The sequence below is a fragment of the Devosia ginsengisoli genome (assembly GCF_024707105.1).
GTDB classification, from domain to species: domain Bacteria; phylum Pseudomonadota; class Alphaproteobacteria; order Rhizobiales; family Devosiaceae; genus Devosia; species Devosia ginsengisoli_A.
The window spans coordinates 167,833-188,093 of record NZ_JANQAJ010000006.1; the positions used below are offsets into that span (position 1 = coordinate 167,833).

19 protein-coding genes are annotated in these 20,261 nt (G+C 63.6%); 9 read left to right on the forward strand and 10 right to left on the reverse strand.

The features are described from left to right. Positions 1–175: 175 nt before the first annotated feature. Complete coding sequence (gene ahcY, locus NVV79_RS04495) at positions 176–1,576, reverse strand: adenosylhomocysteinase (RefSeq protein WP_303986682.1); 1,401 nt, start codon at positions 1,574–1,576, stop codon at positions 176–178. A 160-nt stretch (positions 1,577–1,736) separates the two neighbouring features. Here ahcY and NVV79_RS04500 point away from each other — a divergent pair, with 160 nt between their 5' ends. Then, positions 1,737–2,315: a TetR/AcrR family transcriptional regulator gene (locus NVV79_RS04500; protein ID WP_303986683.1), complete on the forward strand. Its 579-nt coding sequence runs from the start codon at positions 1,737–1,739 to the stop codon at positions 2,313–2,315. A 63-nt stretch (positions 2,316–2,378) separates the two neighbouring features. Continuing rightward, complete coding sequence (locus tag NVV79_RS04505) at positions 2,379–2,960, forward strand: DUF308 domain-containing protein (RefSeq protein WP_303986685.1); 582 nt, start codon at positions 2,379–2,381, stop codon at positions 2,958–2,960. On the opposite strand, the gene NVV79_RS04510 is transcribed toward NVV79_RS04505, so the two are convergent. Beyond that, entirely contained in the window at positions 2,957–3,463 is a 507-nt protein-coding gene (locus tag NVV79_RS04510) for a DUF2937 family protein (protein ID WP_303986688.1), read from the reverse strand. The genes NVV79_RS04505 and NVV79_RS04510 overlap by 4 nt on opposite strands. 146 nt (positions 3,464–3,609) lie before the next feature. On the opposite strand from NVV79_RS04510, the gene NVV79_RS04515 reads away from it, so the two are divergent. Further along, positions 3,610–4,302, forward strand: coding sequence for a hypothetical protein (locus NVV79_RS04515; protein ID WP_303986689.1), 693 nt, complete (start codon positions 3,610–3,612; stop codon positions 4,300–4,302). Between the two features lie 134 nt (positions 4,303–4,436). Here the strand turns inward: NVV79_RS04515 and NVV79_RS04520 are convergent, their stop codons facing one another. The 5 genes from NVV79_RS04520 to NVV79_RS04540 all read right to left on the reverse strand — a co-directional run bounded on the left by NVV79_RS04520 (position 4,437) and on the right by NVV79_RS04540 (position 8,474). Beyond that, on the reverse strand, positions 4,437–4,748 hold the full coding sequence (locus NVV79_RS04520; protein ID WP_146291666.1) for an HPr family phosphocarrier protein: 312 nt from the start codon (positions 4,746–4,748) through the stop codon (positions 4,437–4,439). Then, positions 4,748–5,149, reverse strand: coding sequence for a PTS sugar transporter subunit IIA (locus NVV79_RS04525; RefSeq protein WP_146291664.1), 402 nt, complete (start codon positions 5,147–5,149; stop codon positions 4,748–4,750). Before NVV79_RS04525 ends, NVV79_RS04520 begins: the two co-directional genes overlap by 1 nt. Positions 5,150–5,324: 175 nt before the next feature. Further along, the gene (locus NVV79_RS04530; protein ID WP_303986693.1) at positions 5,325–5,795 is read right to left on the reverse strand and encodes an HPr kinase/phosphorylase; all 471 of its coding nucleotides are present in this window, start codon (positions 5,793–5,795) and stop codon (positions 5,325–5,327) included. A gap of 112 nt (positions 5,796–5,907) precedes the next feature. Continuing rightward, a complete protein-coding gene (locus tag NVV79_RS04535) occupies positions 5,908–7,749 on the reverse strand; it encodes a sensor histidine kinase (RefSeq protein WP_303986695.1) in 1,842 nt (613 codons plus the stop codon). A gap of 8 nt (positions 7,750–7,757) precedes the next feature. Next, a complete protein-coding gene (locus tag NVV79_RS04540) occupies positions 7,758–8,474 on the reverse strand; it encodes a response regulator transcription factor (RefSeq protein ID WP_303986697.1) in 717 nt (238 codons plus the stop codon). Between the two features lie 245 nt (positions 8,475–8,719). Between NVV79_RS04540 and pckA the strand changes: the two genes are divergently transcribed. Beyond that, positions 8,720–10,312, forward strand: coding sequence for a phosphoenolpyruvate carboxykinase (ATP) (pckA, locus tag NVV79_RS04545; RefSeq protein ID WP_303986699.1), 1,593 nt, complete (start codon positions 8,720–8,722; stop codon positions 10,310–10,312). Between the two features lie 312 nt (positions 10,313–10,624). Here the strand turns inward: pckA and NVV79_RS04550 are convergent, their stop codons facing one another. Continuing rightward, positions 10,625–11,497 carry a cell wall hydrolase gene (locus NVV79_RS04550; RefSeq protein WP_303986701.1) on the reverse strand — a complete coding sequence of 291 codons (873 nt, stop codon included), beginning with the start codon at positions 11,495–11,497 and terminating at the stop codon, positions 10,625–10,627. Between the two features lie 359 nt (positions 11,498–11,856). Then, entirely contained in the window at positions 11,857–12,540 is a 684-nt protein-coding gene (locus NVV79_RS04555; protein ID WP_303986703.1) for an HAD family phosphatase, read from the reverse strand. Between the two features lie 77 nt (positions 12,541–12,617). On the opposite strand from NVV79_RS04555, the gene NVV79_RS04560 reads away from it, so the two are divergent. Both NVV79_RS04560 and NVV79_RS04565 read left to right on the forward strand, forming a co-directional pair. Next, a complete protein-coding gene (locus NVV79_RS04560; protein ID WP_303986705.1) occupies positions 12,618–14,045 on the forward strand; it encodes a protein adenylyltransferase SelO in 1,428 nt (475 codons plus the stop codon). 10 nt (positions 14,046–14,055) lie between these two features. Continuing rightward, positions 14,056–14,610, forward strand: coding sequence for a gamma carbonic anhydrase family protein (locus NVV79_RS04565; RefSeq protein ID WP_303986706.1), 555 nt, complete (start codon positions 14,056–14,058; stop codon positions 14,608–14,610). Here the strand turns inward: NVV79_RS04565 and NVV79_RS04570 are convergent. Continuing rightward, the gene (locus NVV79_RS04570) at positions 14,607–16,019 is read right to left on the reverse strand and encodes a short-chain fatty acyl-CoA regulator family protein (protein ID WP_303986708.1); all 1,413 of its coding nucleotides are present in this window, start codon (positions 16,017–16,019) and stop codon (positions 14,607–14,609) included. The two genes, NVV79_RS04565 and NVV79_RS04570, sit on opposite strands and share 4 nt — an antisense overlap. Before the next feature lie 118 nt (positions 16,020–16,137). On the opposite strand from NVV79_RS04570, the gene NVV79_RS04575 reads away from it, so the two are divergent. Genes NVV79_RS04575 through NVV79_RS04585 form a run of 3 tightly spaced genes read left to right on the forward strand, consistent with a single transcriptional unit; the run spans position 16,138 to position 20,189 of the window. Then, positions 16,138–17,670: an acyl-CoA carboxylase subunit beta gene (locus NVV79_RS04575; RefSeq protein WP_303986710.1), complete on the forward strand. Its 1,533-nt coding sequence runs from the start codon at positions 16,138–16,140 to the stop codon at positions 17,668–17,670. A gap of 9 nt (positions 17,671–17,679) precedes the next feature. Continuing rightward, the gene (locus NVV79_RS04580) at positions 17,680–18,222 is read left to right on the forward strand and encodes a hypothetical protein (RefSeq protein ID WP_303986712.1); all 543 of its coding nucleotides are present in this window, start codon (positions 17,680–17,682) and stop codon (positions 18,220–18,222) included. Further along, positions 18,222–20,189, forward strand: a complete 1,968-nt coding sequence (locus NVV79_RS04585; protein ID WP_303986714.1) for an acetyl/propionyl/methylcrotonyl-CoA carboxylase subunit alpha — start codon at positions 18,222–18,224, stop codon at positions 20,187–20,189. The genes NVV79_RS04580 and NVV79_RS04585 overlap by 1 nt, the downstream gene beginning before the upstream one ends. The last annotated feature ends 72 nt before the right edge of the window (positions 20,190–20,261 follow it).

Below are 20,261 nucleotides of genomic sequence, written 5' to 3' on the forward strand. Positions count from 1 at the left end.
AGGGGGAGGGAGGCGCCAGATCGACCCTCAAGGGTCATCCCGAATATCTTCGCAACTACGGAGCAGGCTTCCCCCTTGTGGGGAGGGAATGAGGGTGGGGGTGAGTCACAGCACCGGGCAAACAAAAACGCCCGCAGCCAAAAAGCCACGGGCGCTCCCATTCATACGCAGCCGATCAATACCGGTATTCGCCCGACTTGAAGGGCCCGTTCTGGCTCACGCCGATATAGTCGGCCTGGTCCTTGGTCAGCTTGGTCAGCTTGGCGCCCAGCTTGGCCAGGTGCAGTTCGGCGACCTTTTCGTCGAGATGCTTGGGCAGCACATGCACCTTCTTTTCCAGCTTCTCGCCATTGGTCCAGAGTTCGATCTGGGCCAGGGTCTGGTTGCTGAACGACGCCGACATGACAAAGCTGGGGTGACCCGTGGCATTGCCCAGGTTCACCAGGCGCCCCTCGGAGAGCAGGATCAGGCGCTTGCCATCGGGCTTTTCCACCAGGTCGACCTGCGGCTTCACATTGGTCCACTTGAAGTTGCGCAGGGCGGCGACCTGAATTTCGTTATCGAAATGGCCGATATTGGCGACGATGGCCATGTCCTTGAGATTGCGCATGTCGTCCAGCGTCAGCACGTCGCGGTTGCCGGTGGCGGTCACCACGATATCGGCGCGCGGGGCGGCCTCTTCCAGCGTCACGACCTCGAAGCCTTCCATGGCCGCCTGCAGGGCGCAGATCGGGTCGACCTCGGTCACCAGCACACGGGCGCCGGCGCCGCGCAGGCTCTCGGCCGAGCCCTTGCCCACGTCGCCATAGCCGCAGACCACGGCGACCTTGCCGGCCAGCATGACGTCGGTGCCGCGCCTGATGGCGTCGACCAGCGATTCACGCGTGCCGTACTTGTTGTCGAACTTGGACTTGGTCACCGAGTCATTGACGTTGATGGCCGGGAAAGGCAGCTCGCCGCGGGCATGGAGCTGGTAGAGCCGCATCACGCCCGTGGTGGTCTCCTCGGAAACGCCACGGATGGCAGCGCGAATGGTGGAGAAGAAATTTGGCGACGTGGCCAGGCGCTTCTTGATGGTGGCGAAGAAGATTTCCTCTTCCTCATTGCCGGGCTTGTCGAGGATGGAGGCATCCTTCTCAGCCTTGGCGCCGGTGAGGATATACATGGTGGCGTCGCCGCCATCGTCGAGGATCATGTTGGGGGTCTGACCATTGCCCCAATCCATCATGCGATCGGTGAAGGCCCAATATTCCTCGAGGCTCTCGCCCTTATGAGCAAAGACCGGAATGCCGGCGGCGGCGATGGCCGCGGCGGCGTGATCCTGGGTCGAGAAGATATTGCAGGAGACCCAGCGCACTTCGGCGCCGAGTGCTACCAGCGTCTCGATGAGCACGGCGGTCTGGATGGTCATGTGCAGCGAGCCGGCAATGCGGGCACCCTTGAGCGGCTGGGAAGCGGCATATTCCTCGCGGATGGCCATCAGGCCGGGCATTTCGATCTCGGCGATCTCGATTTCCTTGCGCCCGAAGGCAGCGAGGGAAATATCCTTGACCGCGTAGTCGGTCGATTGGCTCATCAGAAGGCTCCGGCAATGACAATTGGGCTGTGCCTCCTGCTATACGCAAGGGCGCGCTCTGGATCAACCAGGATATAAAGGAATGTTTATATCTCGTGGGCCTGCCATCCCGCATAAATCACAGCTTGACTCTCTACCTATCAATAGGTAGATGAACGCTATGAGCAATTCTTCCTCGACAGCCGACGACATCCTTGTCTGTGCCCGCGCCCTTATCACTGCGGGAGGGTATAACGGCTTCAGCTATGCCGACATTGCCGAGGTCGTCGGCATCCGCAAGGCCAGCATCCACCATCACTTCCCGAGCAAGGTCGACCTGGTTCGCACCCTGGTGCTGCGCTATCGCGAAGATGCCAAAGCCGGGTTTGCCGCGCTGGAACGGACAGCCTCCGACCCGCGCGATCAGCTCGCGAACTATGTCAGCTACTGGGAAAAGTGCATCACGGATGCGAGCGACCCCTTTTGCCTATGCGCCCTTCTGGCCAGCGAACTTCCGGCCCTGCCGCCCGCAGTGGCCGTGGAAGTGCGGCTGCATTTCGAGACCTTGTCGGCATGGCTGACATCGGCCTTCGAGCGCGGCGCCGCATTGGGCATTTTCCGACTTTCGACCGCGCCACGCGCCGAAGCGGAGAGTTTCATGGCCACAGTGCATGGCGGAATGCTGTCCGCCCGCGCTCATGGCGATCCGAAGCTGTTCGGGATCATCACCACTGCCCTGCTCAACCGCCTCTCCAACTAACTGGTCTGGCCTTGAGCCAGGCTTTTGACCCACAACCTACCAATTAGTAGATAGGAAAACCTGATGTCGTCCATTAATGCAAACTTCGCCATCGAGAACGGCTGGCTCAAGTCATACTACCTCTGCCGCGCGGCGTTCTCGGCGGTCTGGGTGGTCGCCGCCCTCACGCTTGGCCAGCAATATTCCGTTCTCGGCGCCATTCTGCTGGTGATCTATCCCCTCTGGGATGCGGCGGCCAATTATGCCGATGCCTTCAGGAATGGGGGATTGGCCGGCAACCGCATACAGGCGATCAACGTCTTCGTCAGCTCCGCTACTACCCTGGCCGTGATCGCGGCTCTGCAAATGGGGCTGAGTGCCGTCCTCGCGGTCTTCGGGGTCTGGGCCATCCTGGCGGGCCTGCTGCAGCTGGCGACGGCAATCCGCCGCTGGAAAGCGGGCGCGCAATGGGCGATGGTGCTGAGCGGCGGCCAATCGGCGCTGGCCGGCGCCTTCTTCGTCTTCCAGGCCCAGCAGGCCGTGCCGGCCGTGCTCCCCGTGATCGCCGGCTATGCGGGTTTCGGCGCCGTCTACTTCCTCGTTTCGGCGCTCTGGCTGATCGTACGCCAAAGCAAACGTGGGGCCGGCGAAGCGCGAAGCGCCTAACGGTAAACCACCCGCCGCCTCCGCGTGAACGGCAGCGTCACGAAGCGCCACAGGCCCGACAGCACCAGATAGCCGAGGATGAAACCGCCCCCGGCATAGAGAATGCCTTCCATGGTGACGGGCACGGCCGGCTTGTAGCTTTCGAGCGTACGCCGGCCGATATCGGTATCGAGATAGGCCGGCAGCGACTGCAGGCGCCCGACGGCATCGGCATGCTCGATGCGGGTCAGCGTGGCGCTGAGCTGGTCATAGCGCTGAAAGGTGGCGGTCATGGAGGTGCCGCGACCGGCGAGAAAGGTATCGTTGGAGGCTTCGTAGCGCGCCAGCGCCGCGCTCCGGTCCAAGCCACCCGCGGCGGCCGCGCGGTCGAAATCCTCGGTGATGACGCGCAGCTCGTCCACCGCCCCGCCCAAGCGCTGGGTATATTGCTGGGCATATTCGGGAAACTGGCTCAACACGAGCGCCAGTCCCAGCCCGCCGATACCGGCAATCATCCGCCGCATACACGTCCTCCGCCTCGCAGGGTATCAATGTGGGTGAGGGCGCGGCGTTCCGCAACACAGTTCAGCGCGAGCAGTGCACCAGCCATTGTTGATGAGTTCTGCACCGGTGCGCGATAAGCTGGCTGCACCAACAAGCGGAGATCGCCGTGCGCTATTTCGACTTCAGTTCCTGGCAGGGCATCCTGGCCACGGTGCTCGGCCTGGCCATGTTCACCCTGATCGGGGTGGGCATCCGCATCGTCATGATGATGACCATCCAGCAGCGGCAGCAGCGCATGAACCGGCAGATCAACGAGCGCCTGCGCACGCTGATATCGGCCTACAAGACGCTGGGCGGCTCCTTCACCGGCCGCCTCATCGTCAATCCGATGCATCTGCATGACCTGCATGCCGCGGCCCTGCCCGAGCCGGTCGACCTTGAAACCGCCGGCGAACCGACGGAACCCGGCCGCGAAAGCGGATCGGATCGTGCCCGCCGCATCCGTGACGCGGTGGAAGCCGCGCTGTCGGACATTGTGCTGCTCGGCACGCAGGAGCAGGTCCGGCTGGCCGCACAAGCCGCCAGCGACCTGGCAGCAGGCAAGCCCATCCACACCGCCGAACTGGTGGTGCTGCTGCGCGATTTCATCCGCAAGGCACTCGACCTCGACCCCATCCCGGCCGATGTCACCATTCCCTCGCAAGGCCCGACCCGCCCGCAAAGCAGCGGTGGCAGCCGCGGCAAGGGCGAAGGGGGCGGAGCAGGTGGTGGAGGCGGCGGCGGTGGAGGTGCAGGCGGTGGCGGTGGCATGGGGATGGGCATGGGTGGCGGCATGCGCCGGGACGAGGAGGGGAACTGAGGGGTAACCACCACCGGCCGTCACCCTCGGGCTTGACCCGAGGGCTCTGCACTTGCTGGACCATTGGTTAGTATAGAACCCTCGGGTCAAGCCCGAAGGTGACGATCGAGTTAGAGGAAATAGTGGCGATAGCGCTAGCCCGCCGTCCCCTCGACGTCCTCGTCAAAGCCGTTATTCACCAGCTCCACGATGGCCTCGAGCGCTTCCCGCGCCTGCTTGCCGCTGGCCTGCACGAGGATGGTGCTGCCCGGGCCGGCGCCCAGCATCATCAGGCCCATGATGGAGTTCCCGTTGACCGAGCTGCCATCCTTGATGACGTTGATTGTGGCGTCGAAACATTCGGCGGTGCGCACGAAGCGCGCCGAGGCGCGGGCATGCAGGCCCTTGGTGTTGACGATGGTCAGTTGCTGCGCGACGGCCCGGTCGCCTCCTGCGGCCGCATCCATCAGCCGGCGCCCAGAATGGAATTGGCGACGGTGATGTATTTGCGGCCCGCTTCCTGGGCCAGGTTCACCGCATCCTTGATGTCCATGTCGGCGCGCACCCGGCCGAGCTTGACCAGCATAGGCAGGTTCACCCCGGCAATCACCTCGACATCGCGATTCTGCATCACCGAAATGGCCAGGTTCGACGGCGTGCCGCCAAACATGTCGGTGAGGATGATGACCCCGGCGCCATCGTCCACCTTGTCTATGGCGGCAAGGATATCGTTGCGCCGGCTTTCCATATTGTCATCGGGACCGATGGCGATGGTTTCGCAGCGGTCCTGCGGCCCCACCACGTGTTCGAGAGCCGACTTGAATTCATTGGCAAGCGCGCCGTGCGTCACCAGAACCAGACCAATCATGCAACGTCCCCAGCCTGCCAGTTCACGCCGGCAGAGCGGCGCTTACGACATTCCAGTAATCCCTGACCCCCGTCCGCCTGGCGAGCGGGCAAGCCAGGCGAACCCGAACCCGGCCCAAAAGGACGAGCAAGGGGCAGTCTCGGCTTGGACGGGCGGCGATTCAAGTTGTTTTTTGTCACGGGGCGACCGCGTCGGCATCGAGGGCGGCCATGGCCTCGAGGACCAGCAGGACCTGGTGGCTGACGCCGACCACATCGGCCGCGGGTATCGGCGCGCGGGCCAGCGTGTATCCGGCGATTTCGGTGACCATGGCATCCTCTTCCAGCATGCGGACCAGTTCGGGAACCAGGTCGATGACCAGATTGAGGGTGACCAGGCTCCTGTGCGGACGCCTGACGATGCCGCGGCCGCGCAATTCGATCAAGCCGGCCAGGCTTTCGGGCGCCTTCATGCTCAGGTCGCGCCCGGTCTGCACCAGGTCGACCCGGTCGTCGGAAACAAGGAATGCGGGCAGGCCGCGGCCCTCCCAGCGGTCCAGCAGCGACAGCGCCAGCACCGATTTGCCGGCGCCGGACGGACCGCGTAGCAAAAGGCCGGTCGATCCCAGCAACAGACCCGTGCCATGCACGTTTTTAGGCTTGCTCATGCGGGCAATCTAGAGCATTTCCTCGTTTCGTTGAAACGGGGAAATTGCTCTAGGTTATTGTTTTGCCGCGTTTTCGAACCGCAAAACCGTATCCACTTTTGCTGAAAACGCTCTATTTGCGTGCACGCGGCAAGACAATCGTGAACACGGCGCCGGAGCGATCCTCGCGATTGCCGGCGCGAATGGTGCCCTTGTGAGCGTCCACGATCTGCTTGGAGATGGACAGACCCAGCCCCGAATGGTCGCCGAAACTCTCGGTATCGGGGCGATCGGTATAGAAGCGCTGGAAGATCTTGCCGACATCGCCGGTAATGCCGCGCCCCTCGTCGCTGACGGTCACGGTGATGTTTTCGGGGTCGGTGGTGAGCGCCACGCGCACCACGCCCCCTTCGGGCGAGAAGCTCACCGCATTGTCGATGAGATTGGCGAAGACCTGTGCCAGCCGGCTTTCGTGGCCGTTGACGATGGCCGCCCCCCGGCCGGTGCGCTTGTCCATTTCCACCGTGACGCCGCGCCCCTGCGCCACGTCCTCCTGGATCGACACCATGGCTTCGGCCAGTTTTTCCACATCGACCCGTTCCGAGCTTTCGCGGGCCAGTTCGGCATCGAGCCGGCTGGCGCTGGAAATGTCGGTTATCAGCCGGTCGAGGCGCTTCACATCATGCTGGATGATGGCGTTGAGCCGCTCGCGGTCCTCGGCGCGCTTGGCCAAGGGCAGGGTTTCGACGGCTGATCGCAGGCTGGTCAGCGGGTTCTTGAGCTCGTGGGCCACGTCGGCGGCGAAGCGTTCGATGGCCTCGATGCGGTTGTAGAGCGCGTCGGTCATGCGCCGCAACGCCCCGCTCAGATGGCCGATCTCGTCGGGCCGGTCGGAGAAATCGGGGATTTCGGCGCGGGCATTACCGGCGGTCTGCACCCGCTCGGCCGCCGCCGACAGGCGTCGCATCGGCCCGGCAATGGTGCCGGCCAGCGCCAGCGACAGCGCGATTTGCACCGCCGCGGCGATCAGCGCGATACGCAGGATGCTCCAGCGCTCCTGCGCCACCACGGAATCGATATCGCCCGGCGCGGTCGAGAGCAGGATGGCGCCGACCGTGGCGCGCAGGCGCTGCACCGGCACGGCCACCGAGACGACGAGCTGGTTCTGCCCGTCGACGCGCACGAAATCGGCCGGAGCGCCTGCCAGGGCCGAGGCCACTTCGGGATAGCGGCTGCCCTCGTCGACGCCGTATTCTTGGTATTTGGGGAAATTGTCACCCGGCACCCAGTTGAGAATGGCATTCCACCAGTCCCATAGGAAGAAATTGTCGCTCTGCTTGGTTTCGATGATCTGCCGCATCACCTCGCCGCGCGCATAGATATTGTCGCTGTCGAGGATCATCAGCCCGCCCTGGTCGTAGATGCGGGCGCGGGTGCGGGTCGGCGTGATGAGGTTGCGCAGCAGCGGCGCCACCCGTTCCGGATTGATGGGGAATTCCAGCATCGGGTCGAAATAGGACAGCGAGGAGACCGTGCCGTCGCCCTGCAGTTGCAGCAGGCGCTCGGGGTTGATCGAAATCACGTCGCTATCGACCGTGGCCGAAGCGGCAATGGCCGCAGCGATGATTTCGCCCTGCACGCGCAGCGACTGCACCCGCGCGTCGATCAGGCCGGCGCGCCACTGGTTGAGGTACAAAATGCCCACCACCAGCACCAGCAGCCCGGCCAGGTTGAGCACCATGATGCGGCGGGTGAGGCTGGAAAAGATGGTAAAGTCGAGAAAGCGGCTGATCGCCCCGGCCACTTTGGCAAAAGGCGTGATCACCAGCCGCCAGCGGCTGCGCGAGGATTTCGCGATAGTCTCGTCCGGTCCCGGCGACGCGGCGCGTCCGTCCGGCTCCGGCGCCCGCCATTCCTGCGCTGCGTCGGGTTTTGCCTCGGGCCTGGGCTCGGTCTCCGGGTCGAGAATGGCCACTGTCGTGCCTACTGCTCCTTGAAGCGATAGCCGACGCCATACAGCGTCTCGATCATCTCGAAATCGTCGTCGGTCGCCTTGAACTTCTTGCGCAGCCGCTTGATGTGGCTGTCGATGGTGCGGTCGTCGACATAGACCTGGTCGTCATAGGCCGCATCCATCAGCGCATTGCGCGACTTGACCACGCCGGGGCGCAAGGCAAGCGCCTGCAGGATCAGGAATTCGGTCACGGTCAGCGTGACGCGCTGCCCCTTCCAGGTGCAGGTATGGCGTTCCTCGTCCATGACCAGCGAACCGCGCTCGATCAGCGCCTTGCCGGTGCCCGGCTCGCCCGCGGCGCCAGCCGGGGCGGACGGATCGCGCGGCGCGGCGCGGCGCAGGATGGCCTTGACCCGCTCGACCAGCAGGCGCTGGCTGAACGGCTTGGTGATGAAATCGTCGGCGCCCATCTTGAGTCCGAACAATTCGTCGATTTCCTCGTCCTTGGAGGTGAGGAAGATCACCGGCACGTCGGATTTCTGGCGCAGGCGGCGCAGCAGTTCCATGCCGTCCATGCGGGGCATCTTGATGTCGAGAATGGCCAGGTCCGGCTTGTCGGTGGTGAGGCCTTCGAGGCCCGAGGCCCCGTCGGTATAGGTGGCGACCTGATATCCCTCGGCCTCCAGCGTCAGGGACACTGAGGTCAGGATATTGCGGTCGTCATCCACCAGGGCGATCTTTGGCATGGTCTGCCTTTCTTGTTCGGACGCTTGCAGGCATGGCGCGTCGGCCGTGAAACCCTGCTTGCAGGCGACAATTACGCGTTAAATAAGGCGTGGCCAAGGGGAGTACAACTGCAGGTGCGACCTTCCGGCGCGATGCAACTTCAGTCTTAAGACCGATTTCGGGATGGTTGTACGACGAGTTCACCCCGTATTTTCAGCTCCATTACAGGTGGCGCCCATGCCACCGACGACGGAGCATATGCCAGATGACCTTGTTCGACCACGAAGCCCTCAGGAGCCAGATTGCCGGCCGGGCCGGTTCGGTGTCGCTCAACGATATCGCCCCCGTGCTGGTTGCACGTTCGCTGCAGGGCGAGGAATCCGAACTGACGGTCGATGGCGCCGTCTCGGTACGAACCGGCGCCTTTACCGGCCGTTCGCCCAAGGACAAGTTCATCGTTCGCGACAGCCTGACCGAAAACACCGTCTGGTGGGACAATTCGGGCGCCATGCGCCCTGATCAGTTCGACGCGCTGCTCGAAGACACGGTCGTCGCAATGGGCGGGCACAGCGTATTCCGGCAGGACCTGCTGGCCGGGGCCGATCCGCGCCACCAATATGCCGTGACCGTGCTGACCCCCAGCGCCTGGCATGCCCTGTTCATCCGCAACCTGCTCATCCGCCCCGGCGAGATGGTCGAGGCCGGCGCCAACCCGACATCAGTCACCATCGTGCATGCCCCTCATTTCCGGGCCGACCCGGCCCGTCACGGCAGCCGCACCGAAACGGTGATCGCGCTCGACATGAGCCGCAATGTCGTGATCATTGCCGGCACGTCCTATGCTGGCGAGATCAAGAAATCGGTGTTCTCGCTGTTCAACTTCCACGCCCCGCGCCAGGGCGTGTTGCCCATGCACTGCTCGGCCAATCTGGGCAAGGATGGTGAAGCCGCCCTGTTCTTCGGCCTCTCGGGCACCGGCAAGACCACGCTTTCCAACGATCCTGATCGCCCGCTGATCGGCGATGACGAGCATGGCTGGAGCGAAGACGGCGTGTTCAACCTCGAAGGCGGCTGCTACGCCAAGACGGTCAAGCTCAGCCCCAGCGCGGAGCCCGAAATCTATGCGGCTACCAAGCGTTTCGGCACGGTGCTGGAAAATGTGGTGCTTGAAGAGGACCGGACGCCCGATTTCGACGACATCTCGCTCACCGAAAATACCCGCGCCGCCTATCCGATCCATGTGCTGCCGGCCATTGCCAGGGGCAGCGTGGGCGGCACGCCCAGGACCGTGGTGTTCCTCACCGCCGACGCCTTCGGCGTACTCCCGCCGATTGCCCGGCTGACGCCGGAACAGGCCGTCTATCATTTCCTGTCGGGCTACACGGCCAAGGTGGCCGGTACCGAGCGCGGCGTCACCGAGCCGCAGGCCACGTTCTCGGCCTGCTTCGGTGCGCCCTTCATGCCGCTTCATCCCACTGTCTATGGCGACATGCTGGCCGAAAAGCTGCGCAAGACGGGCGCGGCGACCTGGCTGCTCAATACAGGCTGGACCGGTGGCGGGCATGGCGTGGGCAAGCGCATCGACATCGCCTCCACCCGGCGCCTGTTGACGTCGGCGCTCGATGGGAGCCTGGACAATGCCGAAATGCGCGAGGACGAACTGTTCGGCTTTGCCGTGCCGCTCAGCGTGCCCGGCGTCGAGACGCGCCTCCTCACCCCGCGCCTTACCTGGGCCGACACCGAGGCCTATGACCGCCAGGCCCTGCACCTGGCCGGTCTCTTCCGCGCCAATTTCGAAAAGTTCGGCGACGACGCCAATGCCGAACCCGGCCCGCGCCTGGCGCAGGCCGCCGAGTAATCGTCTCCTCCCGAGACGCCAAGGGCGCCCCACCGGGCGCCCTTTTTTGTTTTGCGGATACGCCCTGCTTGTGCCTAAGAGAGTGGAGCCACCCCTCGCCCCTTGTGGGAGAGGGGGAAATCCGCGTTCAGCGGATTTCCGGGTGAGGGGGCTGCGCTACCCCATGCTTTAATGCAGACGGATCGCTCGGCATCCCCCTCATCCGCCCTTCGGGCACCTTCTCCCACGAGGGGAGAAGGGGGATCGGCGGATACGGCAACAGCCACCCCGTCAAGCGAGGCGCATCAGCATACGAGTTTCGGGAAACCCGCCTCAGTTGGGCGAGTAGAAGATATGCGAGCCGATCTGGGCGACGGCGTTATAGGTGTGCGACCAGGAGGGGCTCACATTGGTCGTGTGGTAGTAAAGCGCCGAGCCCGGCACTGCACCCACCGTTTCGCCCAAAGCGAACTCGGCATAGACGTCCTGCGCCAAAGCGGCCGAGCGGGCCCAGGCGCGGCGTTCGCCCGGCGCATCGGTGCGGCCGTCGCAGGCGAAGGTGAACTGGCAGCGGTGATAGCCCTTGTCGGCATTCTGGTAGATGACGCCGCACAGGGTAGAGGGGAACTTGCCGGAACGGGCCCGGTTGACGATGACATTGGCCACCGCGAGCTGGCCGGCGGCACTTTCGCCGCGCGCCTCGTGATAGATGGCCTGGGCCAGGCAATCACGCTCGGCATTGGCATGTTCGAGGCGCTGCGCCAGCGGCTGGTAGCCGCTTTCGACATAGGCGGCGAGCGAGGCCGGGTTCAGTTCCGGCTCGGGCCGGGTTGTCGGGCTGGTGAAGCTGGCAATGGCCGAGACCGCGCTGTTGCCCCCCAGCGAACCGCGGGCGATGTAGCCCATCAGCACATCGGAGGTCAGTTCGTCACCGGCCTCGTTGCCGAACACATTGACGGATCGCAGGGCCTTCTGGCGTTCCACGTAATTGGCGAGCAGGGCGGGCGTCAGCGGCTGCTGGCCCGGCGCCAGCGGCACCATGGTCGGCCCGATGGCGGGCTGGGCGCGCACAGCGACCAGATCGGCCGGCACCGGCAACGGGGTCACATCGGCGACACGGGTGGTTTCGGCATGGGCGGGAACGAGCGTCACGAACAGAACGAGCGCAACCGCGCCCAAAGCAAGCACATGCGAAACCGCACGCACAGCAATCTTCTGCCAGCTCTGCCCCAATGCCCCGTCCTTACCCCTGAGCCCGTCCGGCCATATCCGGCGGGCCTTCGTTCGGGCCCGTCATTGCGGACCCCTCGTCACTTCCCGGCCGGCACCCTAACCAAGGTTACAAGGCGATGGAAGTCGAAATTTACGGCTGGTTAACTATGCCGGTTAGCTTCTTAAGTTAGGGTTAACCTAGGGGGCGGCGATTGAAAACCCTGTAAATTGAAGGACTTGCCCCTTGGTGAAAGGGCACTTTCGGCAATGGCTAAAAGTTTACGGAACGGTGCCGCAAACCTGCGCTTTGCTGTGGATGTGTGGCCCGGAAGCCCGGCCGGGAGGCAAGCGGGCTAGCGCTTGTCGAACGCTGCCAGCCGCACGTGGTCGAGGCTTTCCATCACGGCGATGCCCAGTTCGCGAATGGCCGCATCGGGATAGACCAGGTCAGGCACCATGACCGTCTGCATGCCGGCGGCATGGGCGGCGCGCACGCCGGCATTGCTGTCCTCGAGCGCCAGGCAGTGCAGCGGGTCGATGCCCAGCCGCCGCGCCGCCGTCAGGTAGGGCTCGGGATGGGGCTTGGGATTGACCACATCGTCGCGGGTCACCACGGTTTCGAACAGGTCGAGCAGCCCCGCCGCCCCCAGGTGGTGGGTGGCATGGGGATTGCGCGAGGAGGTCGCGACAGCCGTCGGAATGCCGCGCTCGCGCAGGTCGGTGATGAATTCGCGGGCGCCGGGCTTGACCGGTACGCCGGAATGGCTGCGCTCGCGCATGATCACCCGGCAGCGCTCGTCGAACAGGGCATAGGGAAAGGTCACGCCATAGGCTTCGATCAGCAACTGGCTGGTGCGCTCGTGGCTGCCGCCGACCATGGACATATGCACGGCATCGGTCATCTCGAAGCCCAGCTCGGTGCAGACCTCGAAAACGATGGTCTTGAAGACGCTTTCTGTGTCGAGCAGAGTGCCGTCCATATCGAAGATGACGGCCTGGAACGGCGCGAGGCGCAGGATGTCGCTGTGGGATTTCATCTCGCCCGATATAGGGCGATTTGCGCTTGTGCGCTAGGCGGACTGGCGAAAGGCTGGGTTGCGCACCAGCACAGCAGATGACCTATGATGGCGCCATGACCAGCTTCCAGCCTGCCCGCAGCCACGAAATGCTGGGCGATGCCTTCTTCGATCGCGTCGCGCCGGCCATTTTCCCGCAGACCATATTGCGCCACCGCGACCAGCGCTGGGCCGCGCGGATGGGGCTGGCCGATCTCACCGACGACCAGTGGCTCGCCCATTTCGGCCGGTTCAAACCCCTGCCCGGCTCGCTGCCGCAGCCGCTGGCCCTGCGCTATCACGGCCACCAGTTCCGCAGCTACAATGCCGATCTGGGCGACGGTCGCGGCTTCCTCTTCGCGCAGGGCTACGACCTTGCCGACGGGCGGCTGATGGATTTCGGCACCAAGGGATCAGGCACGACGCCCTGGTCGCGCGGTGGCGACGGCCGGCTGACGCTCAAGGGCGGGGTGCGCGAGGTGCTCGCCACCGAAATGCTCGAGGCGCTGGGCGTCTATACGTCCAAGAGCTTTTCGCTGATCGAAACCGGCGAAGATCTCTATCGCGGCGACGAGCCCTCGCCCACCAGATCATCGGTACTGGTCCGGCTCAGCCACAGCCATATCCGCATCGGCACCTTCCAGCGCCTGGCCTGGCTCGAAGACAGCGAAGGGCTCACGCAACTGCTCGATTATGCCATCGCCAACTACTATCCCGAGCTGTCCGACGCGCCGGACAAGCCGGCCGCTTTTCTCGAAGCTGTCGTGGCCAATGTCGCCCGGCTCGGCGCGCAATGGACGGCCGCCGGCTTCGTGCATGGCGTGCTCAATACCGACAATATCAACATTACCGGCGAGAGCTTCGACTACGGCCCCTGGCGGTTCCTGCTGGCCTACGATCCCGATTTCACCGCCGCCTATTTCGACGAAACCGGCCTTTACAGCTTCGGCCGCCAGCCCGATACGCTGACCTGGAACCTCACGCGCCTGGCCGAATGCCTGCTGCCGCTGTCCAGTATCGAAAAGCTGGAGCCGGCACTCAACACGGTCTGGCCCGCCTTCCGAACCGAACTGCCCCGCCAATTGCTGCGACGCCTCGGCCTCAAGCCCCACGACACCGAAAGCGACGGCGCTTTCGTCGCCGAACTGTTCGGCTTCCTTGCCTCCAGCAAGGCGCCCTATGAACAATTCTTCTTCGACTGGCGCGGCGGCAGCCTCAGCGCCGCGCGGGCAGCACGCAGTCCGTCGGCCGGGATCTATGCCAGCGAAGCCTTCCGCCCCGTCGCCAACGGCCTGGAGCAATACGGCCCGGCCGACGACGTCAATCTCGATCACCCCTATTTCGCGCGGGAAAAACCGCGCACCATGCTGATCGAGGACGTGGAGGCCATCTGGGCGCCGATTGCCGAAAGCGACGACTGGGGTCTGTTCGAAAGTACGCTGGCGAAAATCGCCGAGATGCGCGATGCCTATGGCATCATTCCCTGAGGAGGCCCAAATGCCCATCTACGCCCTCGACGGCATCGCCCCGCAGATCGATCCCGATATCGGCTGGATCGCGCCCACTGCCGTGCTGGTCGGCGATATCGCGGTCGGCGCCGAAGCCGGCATCTGGTTCGGCGTCGTGGCCCGCGGCGATATCGAGCGCATCACCATCGGCGCCCGCTCCAATGTGCAGGAAAATACGGTGCTCCACACCGACAAGGGCTATCCCCTGACCATCGGGGAAAATTGCACCATCGGGCATTCGGCCATCGTCCATGGCTGCACTATCGGCGACAATACGCTGATCGGCATGGGCGCCACCGTGCTCAACGGCGCGAAAATCGGCAAGAACTGCCTGATCGGCGCCAATGCCCTCATCACCGAAAACAAGGTCATCCCCGACAATTCCATGGTCGTCGGCGCCCCCGGCAAGGTCATCCGCGAAATCGATGACGAGGGCGTACGCAACCTCGCCGCTTCCGCCGACCGCTATGTGAAGAATGCGAAGCGTTTTGCGGCGGGCATGGTGAATGTGACGGCAAGGCCGAACGATTTCGAGCCGGCCTAACCGATCTCGTACGGCACGATGCTCCGCCGATCCGCCGGCACGCTGATGGCGGCTGCCAGCGGCGGCACCGAGCGTTGCGGGCAGGTGCGCCTCTCGCAGATGCGGCAGGAAATCCCGATCGGGTCGAACGCGGCCCTGACGGGATCGACATCCTCGCCATAGACGGTGCGCACCGCATGGCTCACCTCGCAACCGAGGGCATAGGCATAGCGCCGCGTCGTGCCATGATAGCCGCCCGAGCGCTTTTCGCTCGACCAGGCCAGACACAGATAGCGGTTGCCGTCAGGCGTCTCGGCCAATTGCCGGATGATCTCGCCCCGCCCCTCGAAGGCACGATGCACATTCCAGAGCGGGCACGCCCCGCCGAAGCGGGCGAATTGCAGGGCCGTGGCCGAATGGCGCTTGGTAATGGTCCCTGCCGCATCGACCCGCGCGAAGAAAAATGGCACGCCGCGCTCGCGCGGCCGCTGCATGGTGGAGAGGCGATGCGCCACCTGTTCCAGGCTGGCGCCGAACAGGTGCCCCAGCTCCTCGATGTCATAGCGATGCGCCTCGGCCGCCTTGAGAAAGGCGCCATAGGGCATCTGCAGGGCGCCGGCGAAATAGTTGGTCAGCCCCATGCGCGCAATGTCCCGCGCCTCTGATGTCTTGAAGCTGGCCCCATCGAGCAACTGGCCCAGCAAAGTCGCCTGTTCCAGCCCCGCCAAAGTAACCGCGATCTGGAAGAACTGGGTGGACGGATCAAGCCGGCTGTTGACCAGCAGGTCCCGGTTGGCCCGATCGAACTGGGTGATGGTGTCGCCGGCCAGCGGCGGGGTCAGCGTCACCCTGATATTGTGCATCTCGGCGCAATAAGCGATCAGGCGGTGCAGCCGGTCCGGCCCGAATTCGCCCAGCTCGGCCGCCAGCGCCTCGGCAGCGCGATCAAGCGGGTCGATATAGTTGTCGGCATAGTGGAAGAAGTCGCGCACTTCCTCATAGGCGGTCTGCATACCCGATTGCGGATCGCGCGTCAGCGCCGCATCCACTCCGGCCAGCCGCTCATTGGTCTTGCGATAGCTCTCATAGAGCTGCAGCATAGCCCGCGCCATGTCAGGCGCATTGGTGGCGACGGTCTTCAGTTCCTGCAGGTTCGGCACAGCCTCCCCGAAGACCGGATCGGCCAGTGCTTCGCGCAGGTCGGCTACCAGGCGGTCGGAGGCGTCGGTCATCAATTCGCTGAGGTCGAGATTGAACCCGTCGGCCAAAGCCAGCATCACCGAAGCGGTCAGCGGCCGCTGGTTGGATTCGAGCTGGTTGACATAGGAAGCCGAAATATCGAGCCGCGAGGCCAGCTCACTTTGCGTCAGCTTGTGCTGGCTGCGCAGAGCCCGCAACCGCGCCCCGGCAAAGACCTTGCGTGCCGCCATCTTCACAAATCCACAAAATTACAAATCTGATCTTGTGTGACTGTAACACGCTTGCGCTTTCCCGTCTTGGGCTCGCTGCGGCAAAGGGCTAGTCTGCCCGCGAGACGGAGGCCCGCCCATGCAGAAGATCATCGCCGAACTGGAAGACAAGCGCGCCCAGGCGCGGCTCGGCGGCGGGCAAAGGCGCATCGATACCCAGCATGGCAAGGGCAAGCTCACCGCCCGCGAGCGGCTCGACGTGCTGCTAGATCCCGGCAGCTTCGAAGAATACGACATGTTCGTCACCCACCGGGCGGTGGATTTCAACATGGCCGACACCATCATTCCCGGCGATGGCGTCGTCACCGGCTGGGGCACGATCGAGGGTCGCCTCGTCTATGTGTTCAGCCAGGATTTCACCGTCTTCGGCGGCTCCCTCTCCGAAACCCATGCCAGGAAGATCTGCAAGATCATGGACCTGGCCATGCAGAATGGCGCGCCGGTCATCGGCCTCAACGATTCAGGCGGCGCCCGTATCCAGGAAGGCGTGGCGTCATTGGGCGGCTATGCCGACGTGTTCTGGCGCAATGTGCAGGCTTCCGGCGCAGTGCCGCAAATCTCGGTCATCATGGGGCCCTGCGCTGGCGGCGCCGTCTATTCCCCCGCCATGACCGACTTCATCTACATGGTGAAGGACACGAGCTACATGTTCGTGACCGGCCCGGATGTGGTCAAGACCGTCACCAACGAGTCCGTGACGCAGGAAGAACTCGGCGGCGCCTCGACCCATACCAAGATTTCCTCGGTCGCCGATGCCGCATTCGAGAACGACATCGAGACCCTGCTCGAAGTCCGCCGCCTCTTCTCCTACCTCCCCCTCGCCGCCGGACAGAAGCCGCCGCGCCTCACCACCCACGACCCGGTGGACCGGCGCGATGACAGCCTCGACACCATCATCCCCGACAGTGCCAACAAGCCCTATGACATGCGCGAGGTGATCGAGAAGGTGACCGACGAGGGCGACTTCCTCGAAATCCAGCAGGACCATGCCGGCAATATCCTCTGCGGGTTCATCCGGCTCGACGGCCATACTGTCGGCGTCGTCGCCAACCAGCCGCTGGTGCTGGCCGGGTGCCTTGATATCAACGCCTCCAAGAAAGCCGCGCGCTTCATCCGCTTCTGCGACAGCTTTGAGATCCCCATCCTGACCTTTGTCGACGTGCCCGGCTTCCTGCCCGGCGTGGCGCAGGAATATGGCGGCATCATCAAGCACGGCGCCAAGCTGCTCTTCGCCTATGCCGAGGCCACCGTGCCGCTGGTGACCGTCATCACCCGCAAGGCCTATGGCGGCGCCTATGACGTGATGGCGTCCAAGCACATCAAGGCCGACGTGAACTATGCCTGGCCATCGGCCGAAATCGCCGTCATGGGTGCCAAGGGCGCGACTGAAATCCTCTATCGCTCGGAACTGGGCGACAAGGAAAAGATCGCCCAGCGCACCGCCGATTACGAAGCCCGCTTCGCCAACCCCTTCGTCGCCGCCGAACGCGGCTTCATCGACGACGTCATCATGCCCCACGGCACAAGACGGCGGGTGATAAGGGCGTTCTCGACGCTGCGCCACAAGCAGTCGAGCATGCCGAAAAAGAAGCACGACAATATTCCGCTGTGAGGATGGGACATGCAGATAGGCACTGATGGCGGAGTTATCATTGAGGCGTGGGACGAGATTGACCACGATATTTTGGTCAGGGCATTTCGTGCCGAGGATGAGCTATCCAAACTGCTATTGCTAACTTTCGAGGTTGAAGCTCAGCTAGACCAGTTCATCAAGAAAATCCTGGGGGAGGATATCTCTCGGTTGAAATTCTACGAAAAATGCATCGTCCTGAAGGCCATAAGATTTGGCAATGACGTATTCAAGATCGTCGATGGGTTACGTCAGCTAAGAAACAAGTTCGCTCACGACAAGACTGCCTCTTTTGCGAAATACAGTAAGCTTGTTGACCAGGTTATAAACGCCAAACCACCTATTTTTGATGACGTTTCTCGGTTCACCTTCGCCGTCGGAAAGTCTGAAAAAATTCCATATACACAGCTAACGACGGACCAAAAACTAGTCATTTTTGGCATTGCCACCGCGCAGTTCTTATCAGCAGCTCCCGAATTGTATGACTTCCCGCCCCCACGAGCGAAAATACAAATGAAGGGCGCGATGCTGTGATGATCACCAAACTCCTCATTGCCAACAGGGGCGAGATTGCCTGCCGGGTCATCAAGACCGCGAAGAAAATGGGCATTGCCACCGTCGCCGTCTATTCCGATGCCGACCGGGAGGCCCTGCATGTCCGCATGGCCGACGAGGCCGTGCATATCGGCCCGTCGCCGGCCAAGGACTCCTACCTCCAGATCGACAGGATCATCGCCGCCTGCAAGCAGACCGGCGCCGAGGCCGTGCATCCGGGCTATGGGTTCCTTTCGGAAAATCCGAAATTTGCCGAGGCGCTGGACGCGGCCGGCATCATCTTCGTCGGCCCGCCGGTCAAAGCCATCGAGGCCATGGGCGACAAGATCACCTCCAAGAAGATCGCGGCCGAGGCAGGCGTTTCGACCGTGCCAGGCCATATGGGGCTGATCGACGACGCCGAGCACGCCGTCACCATCGCCCGGTCCATCGGCTATCCGGTCATGATCAAGGCTTCGGCTGGCGGCGGCGGCAAGGGCATGCGCATTGCCCATAGTGATGCCGAGGCCCGCGAGGGTTTCGAGCGCTCCAAGTCCGAGGCCGCGTCATCCTTCGGTGACGATCGCATCTTCATCGAGAAATTCGTCACCGAGCCGCGCCATATCGAAATCCAGCTCATTGCCGATGCGCATGGCAATGCGCTCTATCTCAACGAGCGCGAATGCTCCATTCAGCGCCGCAACCAGAAGGTGATCGAGGAGGCGCCCTCGCCCTTCCTCGACGAGGCCACCCGGAAGGCCATGGGCGAACAGTCCGTCGCCCTGGCCAGGGCGGTGGGCTACCAGAGCGCCGGCACGGTAGAATTCATCGTCGACAAGGATCGCAATTTCTACTTCCTCGAAATGAATACCCGCCTTCAGGTCGAGCATCCGGTGACCGAGCTGATCACGGGCCTCGACCTGGTGGAACTCATGCTCCGCGTCGCCAATGGCGAAAAGCTGCCGCTTGTCCAGGCCGAGGTAAAGCGCAATGGCTGGGCCATCGAGAGCCGGCTCTATGCCGAAGACCCCTATCGCAACTTCCTGCCGTCCACCGGCCGGCTCACGCGATACAGGCCGCCAGCCGAAACCGATACGGTGCGCAACGATACCGGCGTCTTCGAAGGCGGCGAGATTTCCACCTTCTACGATCCGATGATCGCCAAGCTCTGTACCTGGGCACCGACCCGTATCGAAGCCGTGGATGCCATGGCCGTGGCGCTGGACTCCTTCGAGGTCGAGGGCGTGGGCAATAACCTGCCCTTCCTCTCCACCGTCATGGAACAGGAGCGCTTCCGCGAAGGGCGGCTCACCACCGGCTATATTGCCGAGGAATTCCCCGAGGGCTTTCATGGCGCAGAGCTCAGCGAACAGCATCAGTTTGACGTCACGGCCGCAGCCGCCATCATGATGGCGCGCCGTGAGCAGCGCCGCAGCGGCGCCGCGACGGAATCGCGCTGGCATGTACAGGCGGGCGAGACGACCAACAGCGTCACCCTGCACCAGCATGGCCTCGAAACCGTGGTCGATGTCGGCTGGCGCAGCGAGGCCGCCCACCTTCAATGGCAGCCGGGCGACAAGACGGCCCGGCTCGACTGGTCCGATGGCCGCACGGCCGTGCTCAAGGTCAATCCGACCACATCTGGCTTCCGCATCCGCTATCGCGGCGCCGACCTGAAGGTGCTGGTGCTCCGCCCGCATATCGCGGCGCTGCTGCCGCATATGCCGGTGAAAGTCCCGCCCGACATGAGCCGGTTTCTGCTCTGCCCCATGCCCGGCCAGGTGGTGCGCGTGGATGTGGCCGAAGGCGATATTGTCGAGGACGGCCAGACCCTGGCCATTGTCGAGGCCATGAAGATGGAAAACGTGCTCAAGGCCGAAAAGCGCGCCCGGGTCGGCAAGGTCCATGTCGTGCCCGGCGCCGTGCTGGCGGTGGACCAGGTCATGATCGAATTCGAGGCGGTGTGATGGGTTCAGTATTTGCGGCGAGATACCCCCACCCTCACTCCCCTCCCCACAAGGGGGAGGGAAGCCTGCCCG

Coding starts and splice junctions, on each gene's coding strand:
- NVV79_RS04540 (WP_303986697.1), bottom strand. CDS start 8,474: ATGCCAAAGATCGCCCTGGTGGATGACGACCGCAATATCCTGACCTCA.
- NVV79_RS04500 (WP_303986683.1), top strand. CDS start 1,737: ATGAGCAATTCTTCCTCGACAGCCGACGACATCCTTGTCTGTGCCCGC.
- ahcY (WP_303986682.1), bottom strand. CDS start 1,576: ATGAGCCAATCGACCGACTACGCGGTCAAGGATATTTCCCTCGCTGCC.
- NVV79_RS04565 (WP_303986706.1), top strand. CDS start 14,056: ATGCCCATCTACGCCCTCGACGGCATCGCCCCGCAGATCGATCCCGAT.
- NVV79_RS04580 (WP_303986712.1), top strand. CDS start 17,680: ATGCAGATAGGCACTGATGGCGGAGTTATCATTGAGGCGTGGGACGAG.
- NVV79_RS04505 (WP_303986685.1), top strand. CDS start 2,379: ATGTCGTCCATTAATGCAAACTTCGCCATCGAGAACGGCTGGCTCAAG.
- NVV79_RS04555 (WP_303986703.1), bottom strand. CDS start 12,540: ATGAAATCCCACAGCGACATCCTGCGCCTCGCGCCGTTCCAGGCCGTC.
- NVV79_RS04510 (WP_303986688.1), bottom strand. CDS start 3,463: ATGCGGCGGATGATTGCCGGTATCGGCGGGCTGGGACTGGCGCTCGTG.
- NVV79_RS04520 (WP_146291666.1), bottom strand. CDS start 4,748: ATGGATGCGGCCGCAGGAGGCGACCGGGCCGTCGCGCAGCAACTGACC.
- NVV79_RS04575 (WP_303986710.1), top strand. CDS start 16,138: ATGCAGAAGATCATCGCCGAACTGGAAGACAAGCGCGCCCAGGCGCGG.
- pckA (WP_303986699.1), top strand. CDS start 8,720: ATGACCTTGTTCGACCACGAAGCCCTCAGGAGCCAGATTGCCGGCCGG.
- NVV79_RS04530 (WP_303986693.1), bottom strand. CDS start 5,795: ATGAGCAAGCCTAAAAACGTGCATGGCACGGGTCTGTTGCTGGGATCG.
- NVV79_RS04585 (WP_303986714.1), top strand. CDS start 18,222: ATGATCACCAAACTCCTCATTGCCAACAGGGGCGAGATTGCCTGCCGG.
- NVV79_RS04525 (WP_146291664.1), bottom strand. CDS start 5,149: ATGATTGGTCTGGTTCTGGTGACGCACGGCGCGCTTGCCAATGAATTC.
- NVV79_RS04570 (WP_303986708.1), bottom strand. CDS start 16,019: ATGGCGGCACGCAAGGTCTTTGCCGGGGCGCGGTTGCGGGCTCTGCGC.
- NVV79_RS04560 (WP_303986705.1), top strand. CDS start 12,618: ATGACCTATGATGGCGCCATGACCAGCTTCCAGCCTGCCCGCAGCCAC.